The following is a 16,576-nucleotide window of genomic DNA, read 5'->3' on the forward strand; positions in this document are numbered from 1 at the left end:
CATGAAAGAGAAGGTCGTCATAGAAGCCAAAGGGATCAATAAATATTTTTATAGTCCTGTGAAAACGCAGGTGCTAAATGAAGTGACCTTTCAGATCAAAAGAGGTGAATTTGTTTCTGTTATGGGAAAATCAGGTTGTGGTAAATCCACACTTTTATACATATTATCCACCATGGATACCGATTATGATGGGCAATTGTTTCTGGATGAGGAATTGGTAACAGGGAAAAATCAAAATTTCCTTTCTCAAATCAGGAATAGGAAGATTGGCTTTGTTTTTCAGTTTCATTATCTCCTAAATGAATTTTCAGTTCTTGAAAATGTGATGATACCTGGTTTAAAGCTCAATCAAAGATCAAGGGATGAACTAGAACACATTGCCATGGAAAAATTAAAAATTTTTGATATGCAAAATCATGCCATGAAAAAACCCAACCAATTATCAGGAGGCCAAAAGCAGCGCGTTTCTATTGCCCGATCTTTAATGAATGACCCGCTTATTATCATGGGAGATGAACCCACTGGGAACCTGGATAAGAAAAACTCTGATATTGTTTTTAATATTTTTAAGGAGCTGGCCGAGGAATTCCATCAGACAATGTTGATTGTAACCCATGATGCTGAATTTGCAAAGGGAACTGACAGAATAATTGAAATGGAGGATGGGAGAGTATTGAATAATTAAAAAAAATATAAAATTTTTTAAACCATTCTTAATTTTTTGGGTTTCAATTCTATTCAATAAAAAAACCCTAGTAAATAACCCAAATCATCATGCAAAAATTTAAAAATCTCAGCTGGTCAGGACTACTATCAGTAGGACTGCTATTTGTGTGGAGTTGTTCCAATTTGGAAGACAGTGCTCCTAATGTAAATATGGTAAATAACTTAGATGCTATTCCCGAAGTATTAAAAAGTATTGAAAATGGTCTTGAAGAAGATGGGGATATCAATGCGAGAAAAAGTGCCGGTGCAACCTATGCGACATTTAATGCTGCTTTGGGTAGTTCAGGTCTGGCTTCTGTGTTTGCCAGGAATGAATTAACTGTTTTTGCTCCAACTGATGCTGCCTTTGCCAAGTTAGGTCTGAATCCGGGCAACATCAGAAGATTGGACAACTTAACCAATATCCTGCTTTACCATGTTGTAGCCGGGACAGTATTATCAACGGACTTAAGTGAAGGCTTTGTGCCTACTGTCAATGGAGCTGCGGTTGAAATCAGTCTTTCAGGAGGGGCAAAGGTAAATGATGCCAATATAGTGATGGTAGATAAAAGGGCTAGAAATGGTGTAATTCATGGTATTGATGAGGTATTGCTTCCACCTACTAAGAATATTGTTGAAATCGCAGATGGAAATCCTGACTTTTCAATTCTGGTAGAGGCTGTAACTGCAGCGGGATTGGGAGATTTATTGGCTACAACAAATAACATCACTGTTTTTGCACCTAACAATCAGGCCTTCTTGGATTTATTAGAAGAGCAGGAGGTTGATAGTCTGGAAGAGTTGGTAACAAAAATCGGAGGTATTCCTGCCTTACAAAGGGTATTAGCCTACCATGTTTTTGGAGGAGGAAGAGTTTATTCAAGTGATTTGACGAATACAAGTATTAGAATGTTATCAGAAGATGACGTGACCATCAATGTTGCAGGTCCTAATTTAATTGATGAAAATGGCAGAACCTCCGGTATTATTGGCACAGATATTCAGGCAACAAATGGGGTGATTCATGTGATAAATAAAGTGATTTTACCAGTTGTTCCTTAAAGAAATTTCTGAAAATTGCTAAGTAAGGCTATCTAAACAGATAGCCTTTTTTCGTTTATCTTTTTAGGTATAGAATTTGTTAATAAAGACCTTATCCTAAACCTCCTTTTATTTTAAATATGAGACTCCTTTTCTTTTTATTGACTTCATTTTTATTATTATCATGTAAAGAGGAAGAAAATCCTGATAATAAACCAGTTGAGCTTTATTTTCCACCTATTTCCGGAACGAATTGGGAAACACTGGATCCAGTTGATTTGAACTGGAATATGGATGAGCTTGAAAAGCTTAAACGCTTACTGGAAGAGAATGGGACTAGAGGCTTTATCCTTTTAAAAGGAGGTAGGATTGTGGTGGAGGAATATTATGGCAAACGATTGACCGGAAATTTAGATTTTGACCAAAATTCCCTTTGGTATTGGGCTTCGGCGGGAAAAACATTGACTGCCACTCTGATAGGTATGGCACAAAATGAAGGTTATTTGGATTTATCCGAACCCTCTTCGGATTATTTGGGGCAAGGCTGGACTTCAATGTCAGGGGAACAAGAGAAAAATATAAGCATTTGGCATCATCTCACGATGACTTCAGGCCTAGATGATGGGGTAGGAGATAAAGACGACTTTAGTCCCTCCAATCTTCAATATTTGGCAGAACCAGGTAACAGGTGGGCTTACCATAATGCGCCATATACGTTATTGGACAGGGTAATTGAAACTTCTACCGGTAGGGATTTTTCAGATTATTTTGACCAAAAATTAGCTACCAAAATCGGTATGACAGGTTCTTGGCAAAGGTTGGGATATAACCATGTTTTTTTTAGCAATGCCAGGTCTATGGCAAGGTTTGGATTGCTGATCTTGGCCAATGGAGACTGGGCGGGCGAACCTGTAATCAAGGACAAAACCTTTTTGAACCACATGATCAATACTTCCCAAAATCTGAATGAAAGCTATGGGTATCTTTGGTGGTTAAATGGGAAAAGTTCATTTATGGTCCCTTCCCTACAAATAAGGTTTCCAGGTTCCTTTGCCCCAAACGCCCCAATGGATATGGTTTGTGGATTGGGAAAAGATGGACAGTATGTATGCGTAGTTCCTTCCATGGATTTGGTATTGGTAAGAATGGGTTTAAGTCCTGACCAGTCTTTGGTGCCCTTTATGTTTTTGGATGATATCTGGAAGATTTTGAAAAATATCATTCCCTCTCCCTGAGCTTATTTTAAAATGATTTGTAACTTAGGAGATATACCAAAATATCCATTTTTATGAACAAAAAGAAAGAGTACAGCCTTTTTGATGACGTGTGTAGTTTTGTGGATGAAGCAGCGAAATACTTGAATATTCATCCTGGATTGCTTGATCAAATCAAGGCCTGCAACAGTATCTATAAGTTTAATTTTCCACTCCGCAATGAGGACGGTACTTATGAAGTGATCACAGGATACAGGATTCAACATTCCCAGCATAAGTTGCCCGCAAAAGGAGGTATCCGTTACAGCAGTTTTGTGGATGAAGAGGAGGTCAAGGGTCTAGCCGCCTTGATGACTTACAAATGTGCATTGGTCAATGTTCCATTTGGCGGAGCAAAAGGTGGGGTAAGTATTGATCCTTTAAAATACAATGTCAATCAACTGGAAAAAATTACCAGGAGATATACCGCCGAATTGATCAAAAAGAAATTTATCGGACCAGCTATTGATGTGCCGGCACCTGATTATGGTACCGGAGCAAGGGAAATGGCCTGGATTGTGGATACTTTTGAGGCGTTTAATCCGGAAGTGATCAATGCTAAAGGCTGTGTGACAGGTAAGCCATTGTCACAGCACGGTATAGATGGAAGGACGGAGGCTACAGGTCAGGGTGTGTTTTTCGGAATAAGGGAAGCCGTGGGCGTCGAAGAGGATATGGATGCTTTAGGATTGAAACCAGGTTTAAAAGGTAAAACAGTAATTGTACAGGGATTGGGTAATGTGGGTTATTATTCTGCCAAATATATCAGTGAGGCAGGGGCAAAAGTAATCGGTGTAGCAGAATGGAATGGTGGAATTTGGGATGAAAAAGGAATCGATATTGAGGCATTGAAGAAATACCAAAATGAGAACAAGGGATTTAAAGGTTATCCAAAGGGTGAATTTGTGAAAAATAGCATGGAATTACTTACCTATCCTTGTGACATTTTAATTCCTGCTGCTTTAGAAAACCAGATTACCCTAGATAATGCGGACAAAATACAGGCAAAAATAATAGGAGAAGCTGCTAATGGTCCTGTAACCCAAGAGGCAGAAAAAGTCCTTCTGGAAAAGGGAGTTATGATCATTCCTGATATGTACCTGAATGCAGGGGGTGTCACGGTATCCTATTTTGAATGGCTAAAGAATCTATCCAGGGTTTCATTCGGAAAGTTGGAAAAGAGGTATGATATGGAGAAATACAGAAAACTGTTGGGAACCATAGAAAATGCCACCGGTGAAGAGTTTACCGATATGGAAAAAGATGAATTGATCAAAGGTGCATCAGAAAGGGACCTTGTATTATCCGGACTGGAAGAAACTATGGTTACTGCCTATCATGACATGAACCGGGTAAGAAAAGAAAAAAATATCTTTAGCCTTAGGACTGCTGGATTTATTTTGGCCTTGGATAGAATAGCGATCAGTTATATGGACCTGGGTGTCTTTCCTTAATTGATATTTCTTTTAGAATTATGATTTCAAGAGGTGGCTATGTTCACCTCTTTTTTGTTTTTCTGAAGATAAAGGGAGGTTTCCTTAATCAAATTATTGTGACCACATGGTAATTCTATGGATTGAATATGAGGTATTTTGGAACTGAATCTAAAAAGGTTTTTTGTAGTGATCATCATGTCATAGGTGCCTGTGAAAAGGAAAACAGGTACTTGATTCAAGCGAAGCATGGTGATGATTAAGCCCAGTTCCGGTTTTAATGGTTTGAAAACATTCCAGGTAAAATAAACCTGTGCTCTCATGGTTCTGCTTTGCATCTGGGATTTGACAAATTTGATGAAACTGCTTTGGAGGAGACCTAAATGGTGTAAAAAGTCCATCGTCCTAAAAAACCTTTTGGGATGAAATATCACATGTTTGAACAATTTATTCAATATCCCGGGAAAAGTAGCCATATTGTACCAAAAACCGGTCTTGATTCCGTCTGGAGCCATTAAGATCATGGATTTTACATAGCAGGGGAACAATTCAAAAGTTACCAGAGAGAATTTACCTCCCATACTATAGCCAATCAGGTGAAAATTTTCGAATCCTTCTTTTTTCTTCAGTTCCAAAATAATTTCTCTCCAGATCTCTTTGGTAAGTTTTTGGTTTACCGATTTCCAGCTACTTTGACCATGATAAAAAATGTCAAAGACGAGAAAAGTGTCATTTTCTGTTAGAAGAGGTAAAAAATCCTTATATGCTTTCATGTTTTGTCCAAATCCGTGAAAAAGGAGGTGAACATTTTTACCGTCCCCATATTTTTGGTAGGCAAGATGGCCAAAACTTGATTCTAAAAACTCCATTTTTTTAATTTAAAATAATCATAAAACAAAGTTAGTTTTTATATTTTTTATATTTCATCAAAAACACGAATGTAAAATAAAATTTTTAATTACGTGTTAAATTCAAAATTTAATTTATTTTTAATTTCCTAATTTACTTTAAGTTAAAATTAAATTTTATAAAAAACTAAAGAAACTTTGAACTTTCGTATAGTTTCCTGAGTTTTGTATCCAAATTAAAAAGTATTTGGAAACAAGAGAAAAAATTATCGAAGTCGCAAAAGAGCAGTTTATGCGGTTTGGTGTCAGGTCAGTGACAATGGATGATATTGCCCGTCAAGCTGGTATTTCGAAAAAGACAATCTATCAGGAATTTGCAGACAAGAACCAGTTGGTATATGACACCTTTTCCTCTGCCTTGGAGCAGGACATTGCCAGAATGGAAGATTTACCCAAAATCAAAGATGGCATCATTGAACACCTTGTGGGACTGACTTATTTCATCCGTAAGAGGTTTTCGGAAATGAACCCCTTGGTCATGAATGAAATTCAAAGGTATTTCCCACAATGCTGGAGATTATTTGAAGAATTCAAGCATGGGCATATCTTAAAAGAGATCACAGAGCTTTTAGAAAAGGGAAAAGAAGAAGGTTTTTTTAGGCCTGAAATCAATACCGAAATTCTTGCATTGATTCGCTTGGAACAGATGATGATTATTTTTGACCCCATCAAGTTTCCTCCTTCCAAATACAGTCAAGTAGAATTACAATTACAAATTTTCGAGCACTTCCTGTACGGGATTTTTACGGAGAAAGGAAGAGAAGCTTATTTAAACCAAAAAGAAAAAGCAGTATGAAAACCACAATTAAAAGCCTTTTTGGAATAGGGATATTCCTGTCAGTGCTCTTGGCAAACTCTCCGGCACTTTCTCAAGAAGTCCTAAGGCTCACTTTGGAAGAAAGTTTGGAATACGCATTGACAAACAATGTGGACGCCAAAAATGCCCAGCTGGAGATACTACGGGCAAAAGCAAGCATCACCGAAAGGACCTCGGCCGGATTACCCCAGATCAATGGTACATTTGATGTTACTCATAATGCTGCCATCCCTGTTGTGTTCCTGCCCAATGAAGGTCCTTTGGCAAATCCAGATGTTGACTCTGATGTATTGCCTGTCAGATTTGGAGTAAACTATACCTCAGGATTAGTATTCCAGTTGAACCAAATGATCTTCGACGGTTCCTATTTTGTAGGGCTTAAAGCTGCCAAAACTTACAAGCTACTTTCTGAGTTTGACAATCAAAAGACCCAGGTCGATGTCAAGGAAAGTGTGAAGAAAGCCTATTTCTCTGTTTTGGTCAACGATGTCCGGCAAAATCTGGTCAGCGCCAACTTGGGTAGGTTAGACACGTTATTGAAAGAAACACAGGCATTGTATGAGGCAGGTTTCGCAGAGAAAATAGATGTTTCCAGGATCAAGGTGCAAAGGAACAACCTACAGACTGAGATTGAAAAGATCAAAGCCGCTCATGATATCAGTATGGAACTTCTCAAACTTCAGATGGGGCTTCCTATGGATTACCAAATAGAGTTGAGTGAAAAGATTCAGGATCTGGTTTCCTTAGAAGAATTAAATGCTTTGCTAATGACTGAGGGCGGGAGGAGAATTGAGGTAGATCAGTTGGAAACAAACCTTCAATTGGTTGATTTGGATATTAAATACACCACATCACTTTACATTCCCAATTTGGACCTTTTTGGTACATACCAGAGAAACGCTGCGGCACAATCTACTGGGTTGATGTTTCAAAACGACAGGTGGTTTACAGGTGCTTTCGTAGGACTAAGGTTGCAGATACCGGTTTTTGACGGTTTGCAAAAAAGTGCCCAAATCAGGCAAAAGCGGCATCAGTTGGAGCAGCTCCAAAACCAAAAGGTTTTTCTGGAGGACAACATCAAGATGGAAAGGTTTCAGGCAAAAACCACCTTGGCGAACAATATACGTGCATTTAAAGTCCAGGATGAAAACAGAGAACTTGCCTTAGAAGTATTCCGAATGGCACAGATCAAATACCAGGAGGGTGTAGGGTCCAATCTGGAAGTGGTGGAAGCAGATTCGGCATTGAAGGATGCTGAAAATAATTATTTCTCTGCACTCTATGATGCTTTGATTGCGAAAGTGGATCTCGAGAAAGCACTTGGAATACTGTAATAATTTATCATTGAAAATATACACTAAAAATATGAAAAAGAATTTTCCATTTTTAATCATTTTCCTTACCGTACTGCTGGCATCATGTGGTCAAAAGGATGAATTGACAGCAAAAAAAGATGAGTTGGCAAAACTTAAAAAAGAAGCTGCCGACCTGAGAAATGCCATCGAATCCCTGGAAAAGGAAATTGGGGTATTGGATCCGGAATTTGGGATTACCAATAGAAAATCAGTGCTGATATCCACCATCAAACCAGAAAAAATACATTTTGAACACTTTGTGGAAGCTACAGGATCAGTACTTTCAAAGAAAGATGTGAACATTTCAGGTGAAGTCTCAGGAAGGGTACAGGAAGTACTTGCTGTAGAAGGTATGCGGGTAAATAAAGGTCAGGTTCTTGCCAGAATAGATGCTGAAGCGATACAAAGGAATATTGAAGAGGTAGAAAAGCAGTTAGAGTTGGCCATTATAGTTTATGAAAAACAAGAACGTCTTTGGAACCAGCAAATAGGAACAGAAATCCAGTATCTGGAAACAAAAAACAGAAAAGAAACCTTGGAGAAGAGTTTGGCTGGATTAAAAACCCAAGCGTCAAAAACGATAGTAACAGCTCCTTTCTCTGGAAATGTTGAATCTGTTCTGGTCCGAACAGGTGAATTGGTTCAGCCTGGAACACCTTTATTTCATTTCGTTGGAGAAAGTGATCTTTTTATAGAAGCCGATGTTTCAGAAAGGTATCTTGGAATTCTGAACAAGGGGGATTCGGTTGATATTTATTTTCCTTCTGTAAAAGAAAATTTCAGAACAAAAGTTTCCGCAGTCGGAGGGGTCATCAATCTGAATAACAGGACATTTAAGGTAGAGGTATTTTTACCTTACCTTCAGTTTGCCAAACCCAATCTGATTTCAGTTTTGAGGATCAAGGATTATGAAAATCCCAATGCAGTTACCGTTCCGAATTATCTTATCCTTCAAGACAGCAAAGGTGATTATGTGTTTACCGTTGAAAACAATGTCACCAAAAAACGATACATCAAAAGAGGGATGACCTATAAGGAAATTACAGAAGTTTTGGAAGGTTTGTCAGGTGATGAAGTGCTTGTCGACAAAGGTTTTAGAGAAGTGGGTGACAATTTTAGTGTAAACATCGCTCAATAATTTACCTATGGAGCAATTAGAAGAAAAGAAAAAAGGAGTTATCAGGGAATTTGGACTTAGCTCCCTTTCCGTTGATAACCAGACTTCAGTAGTTATTTTGGTACTGATTATTACAGTCCTAGGGTTATTGGCTTATAGAACCATGCCTAAAGAGAGTTTTCCTGAAATCGTCATTCCAACAGTATATGTTGGAACTGCCTATCCTGGTAACTCTCCTGTGGACATGGAAAATTTGATAACCAGACCGATTGAAAAGGAGTTGAAGTCCATCAATAATGTCAAAAACATCAAATCTACCTCTGTACAGGATTTTTCATCCATAGTGATTGAATTTAATCCCGGTGTAGAAATTTCCAAAGCTATTCAGGATGTAAAGGATGCTGTAGATAAGTCTAAAAGTGAGCTTCCCTCTGATTTGGATCAGGATCCGGATGTCATTGAAATCAACACCTCGGATTTTCCTATCATGAATATCAACTTGGCAGGGAATTATACAGAAGAAGAGTTGAAAAAATATGGGGAATTTCTTGAAGATGAAATAGAGAAGTTACCGGAAATTTCCAAAGCAGAACTGAGGGGAACCATCGAAAGGGAAATCAGAATAGATGCGGATATCTATAAAATGGAAGCTTTGGGAGTCTCTTTTGGAGATATATCAGATGCGGTTTCCCAGGAAAACTTAACCATTTCCGGAGGAAATGTCCTTGCAGGTGAATTCAGAAGGGCCCTTAGGATAACCGGTGAATTCAAAGACCCTAAAGAATTGAATGATATCATCATTAAGACAGAAAATAATAAAATTGTTTACCTGTCCGATGTAGCAGAAATTCAAGATACTTACAAAGAAAGGGAGAGTTATGCCAGGAGCAGTAAATTACCTGTGGTAACTGTCAACGTGGTAAAAAGGAGCGGGGAGAATCTTTTGGATGCTTCAGATAAAATTAAGGAAATCATCCAAAAGTCAAAGGCAGAAAGATTTCCAGCTGATTTGGTAATTTCTATCACCAATGATCAATCAACTACCACTCGATCTCAGGTAAGTGATCTTGAGAACAGCATCATCTTTGGGGTGATTCTGGTGGTGTTGATTTTGATGTTCTTTTTAGGGTTTAGAAATGCCCTATTTGTTGGTATAGCGATTCCTTTATCCATGTTTATTTCCTTCTTGATTTTAAACTCATTGGGAATTACCCTTAACCTAATGGTTTTATTTGCATTGATATTAGCCTTAGGGATGCTGGTAGATAATGGGATTGTAGTTGTGGAAAATATCTACCGATTGATGCAGGAAGGTAAATCACCCATTAGGGCAGCCAAAGAAGGAGTAGGGGAGGTGGCCTGGCCGATCATTACCTCGACAGCTACTACCCTGGCAGCTTTTCTCCCTTTGGCATTTTGGGATGATATTATCGGGGAATTTATGAAATATCTCCCGATTACTTTGATTATCGTACTGTCATCTTCCCTATTTGTAGCATTGGTAGTCAATCCTGTATTAACATCAATGTATATGAAAATTCAGGATTTTGATGTGAAAAAGCCAAAAAGGAAGTCAATTATTGTTGCATTAGTTTTAGCGGTATTAGCAGTTATAAGTTATTTAGTGGGCTCTTTGGCTTTTGGCAACCTTTTGATGATTGCTGCATTATTGACTGTATTTAATGTATTTGTCTTAAGGACAGCAATCAGATGGTTCCAGAATGTCTTCTTGGTTTTTTTAGAGGATTTATATGAAAAAACACTTCATTTTGCACTAAAGGGGAGAAATCCATATTTGTTCCTGGGAGGGACTTTCATGCTTTTAATTCTCTCCTTGGTTTTATTGGGTATAAGGGCTCCAAAAGTCCTTTTCTTTCCCGATAATCAACCGGCTTTGGTTAATATATTTATTGAGAATCCGATTGGAACGGACACTGAAGCGACCAATAATTTCATGATTGGAATGGAGGATGAACTGTTGGGATTACTTGAACCGTATCAAAATATTGTTGAGTCTGTCATTACCCAAGTAGGACAAGGTACGGGCGACCAATCCGAAGGGCCAAGTATAGCCAATACCCCCCATAAAGCGAAAATTACGATCAGCTTTGTGGAGTACCAATTCAGGCAAGGAATCAATACCAATAAAATAATGGAGGAAATCCGTGACCTTGTTGAGAAATACCCCGGTGTATTGATTACTGTAAATAAACAGCAAAACGGTCCGCCTGTTGGTAAAGCGGTAAACATAGAGGTAAGTGGAGAAGATTATTTAAAATTGATCGATTATGTAGGTGATTTTAATGAATATCTTGCCTCTGCGAATATTCCCGGAATTGAAGAATTGAAAACTGATCTTGAATTGGGAAGCCCTGAAGTCTTACTCAAGATAGACAGGGAAAAGGCGCGAAGATTTGGTTTGTCCACATCCTCAATTGCCAATGAACTTAGAACCGCATTGTTTGGATTTGAAGTTTCAAAATTCAAAGATGGAGAAGAGGATTATCCAATCCAATTGAGATTAAAGGACGAGTATCGGTATGATCTTACCTCCCTGATCAACAAAAAGATCAATTTCAGGGATAAATTCGGCAATAAAAAGGAAGTTCCCATATCTGCAGTGGCTGAATTGGAATACGGCTCCACCTATGGTTCAGTTAAAAGGAAGGATCTGAATAAAGTGATTTCAATTTTCTCTAATGTCACTGATGGATACAATCCTACAGAGATTAACAATCAATTGAAAGACCTCGTTGCACAATATGATATTCCTGAAGGCATAACCGTTAAGTTTACCGGTGAACAGGAAGAACAGGCAAAATCACAGGCATTCCTATTGAGGGCTTTGTTTATTGCAGTTTCTGTCATATTCCTGATAATTGTTGCCCAATTCAACTCAGTGACAACACCTTTTATTATTATGGCCTCTGTGGTATTAAGTACAATAGGGGTATTCTTGGGTCTGGTGATTTTCAATATGGATTTCGTGGTCATCATGACTGGTATAGGAATTATTTCTCTTGCTGGTGTGGTAGTTAACAATGCTATCGTGTTGATTGATTATACCAACTTGGTGAGAGCAAGAAGGAGGGAAGAATTGAATACACCTGAAGGTGAATACTTGCCCTTTCCAGAATTGCTTCAAAGTATTATTATAGGTGGGAAAACTAGGTTAAGGCCTGTGTTGTTAACAGCAATAACTACTGTCCTGGGCTTAATTCCACTCGCGATTGGTATGAATATAAATTTCGGATCTTTGTTGAGTTCTTTTGATCCACAATTCTTTGTGGGAGGAGACAATGCGGATTTCTGGGGGCCAATGGCCTGGACTGTAATATTTGGTCTAACCTTTGCGACCTTTTTAACGTTAGTAATCGTACCTGTCATGTATTTATTGGCAGATAAATTAACCATGTTGATTCGTAGATTGAAATAGCATGATTAAATAAAGGTTGGTGGTTTTTAAATGTATTAAACCCTTGGGATATTATCTCAAGGGTTTTTCTTTTTTAAGATTGATCTGAAATTATTTTAAAAGAATTGTTGTTGGATTCTTAGTATTTTTGCCTGACCTAAAAAAATCATATATGACCGAGATGCATTGGTATGTGCTTTATACCACTTCAAGAGCTGAGAAGAAAGTTGCTACAAGATTGAGGGAAAAAGGATTGGAAGTTTATTTGCCAATGGTTGAAGAACTCCGGCAGTGGTCTGACCGGAAAAAGAAAATACAAAAAGCACTTTTTAATGGGTATTTATTTGTAAAAACAACAAAGGATAAACTTTGGTCAGCTTTACAGGTACCTGGGGCAGTTAAATTCGTTAATTTTGCCGGAGAACATGCTACCGTAAGACAACAGGAAATAGACGCAATCCAAAGAGTTTTGGAAACAGGAGTGGCAGTGGAAACGGATAATTCTGAAATAGAAGAAGGGGAATGGGTTAAAATTTTAGGAGGTCCATTACAAGGAATGGAAGGAGAATGTGTCAGTAAAGGAAATAAGGATTATTTTATTATCCGAATTCCAAGCATCAATCAAAATGTGATGGTCAATATTCCAAGAAAATTCCTTGAAGTGGTCAATTGAAATCAAGAAAAAAAATGATCCAAAAGCTAAAATTTAGGGGATTTAGTAGCAAGGTACTTTTTTAATACTACTTGAATCTGTAATAAATGGTCATTGAAGGCATTCCAGTTTTGATTACCATCAATGTCATCTGAAAAAGTCAAAAGCATACCTCCTTCTAGGCTTAAATCGTAATAATCACCAATCCTGTAACTCATCCCTGCTCTCACCGGAATATAAGCGGTTGGAAAATTGGCAATGTATTCCCGGCTGTTTTCTTCCAAGGTATAGTACCTTTTGGTATTTATCTGCATCACACCAATCCCTAATCCCCCATAGAAATTAAGATAATTCCTTTGCATATGATGGGAAAATGGAATAATGTTCATTACTGGCATCACATCTAAATAATATGCACGACCAGAAAAACTCAAAGCGCTTTCGGAAGCGATCCATTGATTATAGGCTTCTTCAGGAGGATTGCCTCCACTTCCTATCCATTGCAGACCAGCGGTTGCTTGTAAGTTGATTAAAGGATTGATTTTTTTCGCATAGGAAAAGGAAAGTGCAGGTTTAAAGTCAAAGTCTAATTTATTGTATTGTCCCCCTGTTTCGGCATAAATAATAGAAGGGCCTACCCCAAATGAAAGGAAGGTATTCCTGGGATTCCTTTCTTTATAAAAGTTTTGGGCTTGATTGACCTGGATTATGAGCAGGGCAATAACGATGGTGGAAAGGAATTTTTTAACATTAATGTAAAGCATTTTTTAAGATGTAAACGACAAAAATCGGTAATTTTTTGAAAAAAACCAAGATACGATTTTTATGTCAACACCTCTATTTTTTAGCTTTTATTTCCAAAAGAAGGAATTAAATGTCAAGCAATTCCATAGTATTGGGGGAAGAAAAAAGGATAATCTTCCAAATGAATTTATTCTTCCCCATTCAGGCTTTTGCTGATTTCTTCTTCTGTCATTCTCAATTTACCTTTACACTGTCTGACCAAGTCCGATGCCTCCTTTACAAGTTCAGAAAGCTCATCTATTCCTTTATCCCCTTTTTCAAGTATTGAAACAATTTCTTCAATTCTTTTTAGGGCTTTGTCATAACTCAATTCATTATTTTCCATAATCTGAAACTTCTTTGATGGTACTTAGGATTTTTAGATTCTTGGCATAAGTTGTTAGTAAGCTGCCTTCTTCAATTTTAGCTTGAAAAACTGGAATTCCATTGATTTCTGATCTTGTATACCCTCTCTCTAAGAAAGTATTTGGGTTTAATCTATGGAGGTCTCTTTCCAAACGTTCAAGATTCTCATTATTTATGGATACCTGTTGTAAAGCATAACGCCTAAGATTTTGATTAAGGTTTTCCAGTTGTAAGTTGCTGACTTTAACCTTCTGCATAGCCGTGTTTTTTACTTGGATTAAAAGATGCCTTAGTACATCTTCTGACCTTTGGATTTGAAAATTGGATTGTTGCTGAATCCTGTTTTCGTAATCCAATAATTTTCTATCTTCTAAAGCCAATATTTTACTCATGTTTCTTTCCATTGTTTTTAGGAGATTGAAGATTGTTTCCTCAAATTCCATAAAACCGGAAAGGATGAATTCAGCTGCAGCAGTAGGAGTTTTCATCCTCGTATGCGCAACTAAATCCGCAATTGTTTCATCCCTTTCATGGCCTATGCCTGTGATCACAGGGAGAGGGCAAGTGGCTATTTCTACGGCGAGATCATAATCATCAAAACAATCAAGGTCGAGTTGGGCCCCACCACCCCGAATGATTACCACTGCATCAAATCCTATTTTTGATTTTTTAATATTCTGAATTGCCTGAATTAAAGTAAAAGGGGCTTCTTTTCCCTGTAGGCTTGCTTGAAATAGCTGGTAATGAATGCAGTATCCATAGCGATTATGGTCAATCTGGTTGATGAAATCCCCATATCCTGCTGCTGTTGATGAACTGATAATGGCTATTTTCTGGGGAACAACAGGGAGTATAAGTCTTTTATTCAGTTCCAACATTCCCTCTTGCTGCAGTTTAAGGATGATTTCCTGCCTCATCCTGGCTCTTTCTCCTAAAGTAAAATCAGGATCAATATCCCTTACATTAAGACTCAAACCATAGATTTCATGATAAGTGACAGAGACCAGCGCAAGTACTCTCATTCCTGTTTTAAGGTCTTGCCCAGTAATTGATTTGAATCTTGAGGAAATTCCTCTAAAAGTATAGGACCAGATATTGGCCCTTATTTTAGCCGTAATTTGGTTGCCTTGTTTTTCTACCAGGTCCAAATAGGCGTGACCTTGTCTGGCATGACTTAGTTCAGCAATTTCTGCAATTACCCAATATTCAGGCTCCAGATTGAATTCTAAGGTTTCTTTGATGATTTGATTTAGCTCTAAAAGTGAGACGTAATCCTGCATAATTAAAATTAATCACGAAAATCTTAAAATAAAAAAGAAAAGCCCTTCCTTTTTAATCTGATAAAAAATGGAAGGGCAAATATTTGGATAGGAATTATTTGACCATGTTTTTCCTGATTCTTTCTTTTAAAGAATCAGAGGCTTTAAGTAGCGGCAATCTTACGGCATCTCCACAGATTCCCAGTTCGCTCATCAGAAACTTTAATCCTACCGGGTTACTTTCTTCATACATCATGGGATTTATATCCAAAAGTTTGAATGCAGCAATTTTGGATGCTTCCAGATCTCCATGGCATATGATTTTGAAAATTTCGGGATAGGCATTGGCCAGTACGGAGATTACCCCTTGCCCACCTAATACCCTCATAGAAGGTGTGAGTATATCGTCGCCAGAAATAAGGAGGAAACCTTCAGGCATTTTTGCAGCAATCCTCATGCATTGGGACATGTCACTGCTGGCTTCTTTCATTCCGATAATATTTGGATGCTTGGCCAATTCCAATGTGGTTTGATAGGTGACATTTGACATAGTCCTTCCTGGGACATTGTAGAGAATAACAGGAACCGGACTGCTATCTGCAATGGTCCTATAATGGGCAATAATTCCTGCCTGAGTTGGTTTGTTATAATAGGGACTTACAGATAATATCGCGTCAATACCCGTGAAATCTGTATTCTTTATTTCATCCCAAACAGCTTGAGTACTATTTCCACCCAGTCCATAAACTATGGGTACCCTTCCTGCATTATATTCCAAACTTGCTTTTAAGACCTGTTTCTTTTCATCTTTGGTAAGTGTAGCAGATTCACCTGTCGTTCCCTGAACTACCAAATAATCTACACCCCCATTGATCACATGGTCAATGACATTCTTCAACCCTACAAAGTCAATGGTCAAATCATCGTGAAAAGGGGTGATCAATGCTACACCTGTACCATGAAATTTTAACATGCTGCTTTAATTTTGTTTAGATAATTAATTAGGTTCTCAATATTATATTCTAAATTTTTCTCCTCAATTTCCAACATCAAGTCCAAGAAAGGACGGTTTTCTTTTGAATAAAAGCCAATATTGAATCCACTGTTATTGGCAAGGAGCAAATAACGCAAATAAGGGTTAAGCTTTAAAGAGGGAACTAAAATAAAATCCATTTTTTCAGAACAAAACTCATTGAAATAATGGCTGGGCTGACCAATAATATTGAAATGTTTATGTGAAAAGGCCTCGATGGAATCAGGTTCTTTATCGTCAAAATAAAGGCCAGTAATTCTAATTTTATAGCCCCATTTATTTCTGATAAATTCCTTGGTAATCCGGAAATCTTCAGCAGAATTGGCTAAAATCCCTATGTGCCTAAATTCATCCGGGATATGAAGTTGTTTTAAGTTTTGATGTAATAATCTATTGTTCAGTCTTTTTTGGACAGCAATCTCTTTTAGCCACTTCATCA

15 protein-coding genes are annotated in these 16,576 nt (G+C 37.7%); 9 read left to right on the forward strand and 6 right to left on the reverse strand.

All coding sequences use genetic code 11. From position 1 onward, the window contains the following. Position 1 precedes the first annotated feature (1 nt). From ACFSKV_RS14915 to ACFSKV_RS14930, 4 genes are all read left to right on the forward strand, one after another. The gene (locus ACFSKV_RS14915) at positions 2-685 is read left to right on the forward strand and encodes an ABC transporter ATP-binding protein (protein WP_380804423.1); all 684 of its coding nucleotides are present in this window, start codon (positions 2-4) and stop codon (positions 683-685) included. 89 nt (positions 686-774) lie between these two features. Further along, positions 775-1,767, forward strand: coding sequence for a fasciclin domain-containing protein (locus ACFSKV_RS14920; RefSeq protein WP_380804426.1), 993 nt, complete (start codon positions 775-777; stop codon positions 1,765-1,767). Between the two features lie 119 nt (positions 1,768-1,886). After that, the gene (locus tag ACFSKV_RS14925) at positions 1,887-2,981 is read left to right on the forward strand and encodes a serine hydrolase domain-containing protein (RefSeq protein ID WP_380804429.1); all 1,095 of its coding nucleotides are present in this window, start codon (positions 1,887-1,889) and stop codon (positions 2,979-2,981) included. 53 nt (positions 2,982-3,034) lie between these two features. Then, a complete protein-coding gene (locus ACFSKV_RS14930; protein WP_380804432.1) occupies positions 3,035-4,453 on the forward strand; it encodes a Glu/Leu/Phe/Val family dehydrogenase in 1,419 nt (472 codons plus the stop codon). 26 nt (positions 4,454-4,479) lie between these two features. Here ACFSKV_RS14930 and ACFSKV_RS14935 read toward each other — a convergent pair whose 3' ends face one another. After that, a complete protein-coding gene (locus ACFSKV_RS14935; RefSeq protein WP_380804434.1) occupies positions 4,480-5,301 on the reverse strand; it encodes an alpha/beta fold hydrolase in 822 nt (273 codons plus the stop codon). Between the two features lie 226 nt (positions 5,302-5,527). Between ACFSKV_RS14935 and ACFSKV_RS14940 the strand changes: the two genes are divergently transcribed. The 5 genes from ACFSKV_RS14940 (at position 5,528) to ACFSKV_RS14960 (ending at position 12,717) form a co-directional block, all read left to right on the forward strand. Beyond that, a complete protein-coding gene (locus tag ACFSKV_RS14940; protein WP_380804437.1) occupies positions 5,528-6,136 on the forward strand; it encodes a TetR/AcrR family transcriptional regulator in 609 nt (202 codons plus the stop codon). Next, the gene (locus ACFSKV_RS14945) at positions 6,133-7,491 is read left to right on the forward strand and encodes a TolC family protein (protein WP_380804439.1); all 1,359 of its coding nucleotides are present in this window, start codon (positions 6,133-6,135) and stop codon (positions 7,489-7,491) included. Before ACFSKV_RS14940 ends, ACFSKV_RS14945 begins: the two co-directional genes overlap by 4 nt. A 31-nt stretch (positions 7,492-7,522) precedes the next feature. Continuing rightward, entirely contained in the window at positions 7,523-8,650 is a 1,128-nt protein-coding gene (locus ACFSKV_RS14950; RefSeq protein ID WP_380804442.1) for an efflux RND transporter periplasmic adaptor subunit, read from the forward strand. A 7-nt stretch (positions 8,651-8,657) separates the two neighbouring features. After that, the gene (locus ACFSKV_RS14955) at positions 8,658-12,065 is read left to right on the forward strand and encodes an efflux RND transporter permease subunit (protein WP_380804445.1); all 3,408 of its coding nucleotides are present in this window, start codon (positions 8,658-8,660) and stop codon (positions 12,063-12,065) included. A gap of 151 nt (positions 12,066-12,216) precedes the next feature. Next, positions 12,217-12,717: a UpxY family transcription antiterminator gene (locus ACFSKV_RS14960; RefSeq protein ID WP_380804447.1), complete on the forward strand. Its 501-nt coding sequence runs from the start codon at positions 12,217-12,219 to the stop codon at positions 12,715-12,717. Between the two features lie 26 nt (positions 12,718-12,743). On the opposite strand, the gene ACFSKV_RS14965 is transcribed toward ACFSKV_RS14960, so the two are convergent. From ACFSKV_RS14965 to ACFSKV_RS14985, 5 genes are all read right to left on the reverse strand, one after another. Then, positions 12,744-13,460, reverse strand: coding sequence for a hypothetical protein (locus ACFSKV_RS14965; protein ID WP_380804449.1), 717 nt, complete (start codon positions 13,458-13,460; stop codon positions 12,744-12,746). A gap of 167 nt (positions 13,461-13,627) precedes the next feature. Beyond that, positions 13,628-13,825: an exodeoxyribonuclease VII small subunit gene (xseB, locus tag ACFSKV_RS14970; RefSeq protein ID WP_380804452.1), complete on the reverse strand. Its 198-nt coding sequence runs from the start codon at positions 13,823-13,825 to the stop codon at positions 13,628-13,630. Continuing rightward, positions 13,815-15,125 carry an exodeoxyribonuclease VII large subunit gene (gene xseA, locus ACFSKV_RS14975; protein WP_380804455.1) on the reverse strand — a complete coding sequence of 437 codons (1,311 nt, stop codon included), beginning with the start codon at positions 15,123-15,125 and terminating at the stop codon, positions 13,815-13,817. The genes xseB and xseA overlap by 11 nt, the downstream gene beginning before the upstream one ends. 94 nt (positions 15,126-15,219) lie before the next feature. After that, the gene (gene dapA, locus ACFSKV_RS14980; RefSeq protein WP_380804458.1) at positions 15,220-16,077 is read right to left on the reverse strand and encodes a 4-hydroxy-tetrahydrodipicolinate synthase; all 858 of its coding nucleotides are present in this window, start codon (positions 16,075-16,077) and stop codon (positions 15,220-15,222) included. After that, the gene (locus ACFSKV_RS14985) at positions 16,071-16,574 is read right to left on the reverse strand and encodes a DUF6913 domain-containing protein (RefSeq protein ID WP_380804461.1); all 504 of its coding nucleotides are present in this window, start codon (positions 16,572-16,574) and stop codon (positions 16,071-16,073) included. Before ACFSKV_RS14985 ends, dapA begins: the two co-directional genes overlap by 7 nt. Positions 16,575-16,576: the final 2 nt, after the last annotated feature.

The sequence above is a fragment of the Shivajiella indica genome (genome assembly GCF_042683085.1).
In the GTDB taxonomy this organism is placed as follows: domain Bacteria; phylum Bacteroidota; class Bacteroidia; order Cytophagales; family Cyclobacteriaceae; genus Shivajiella; species Shivajiella indica.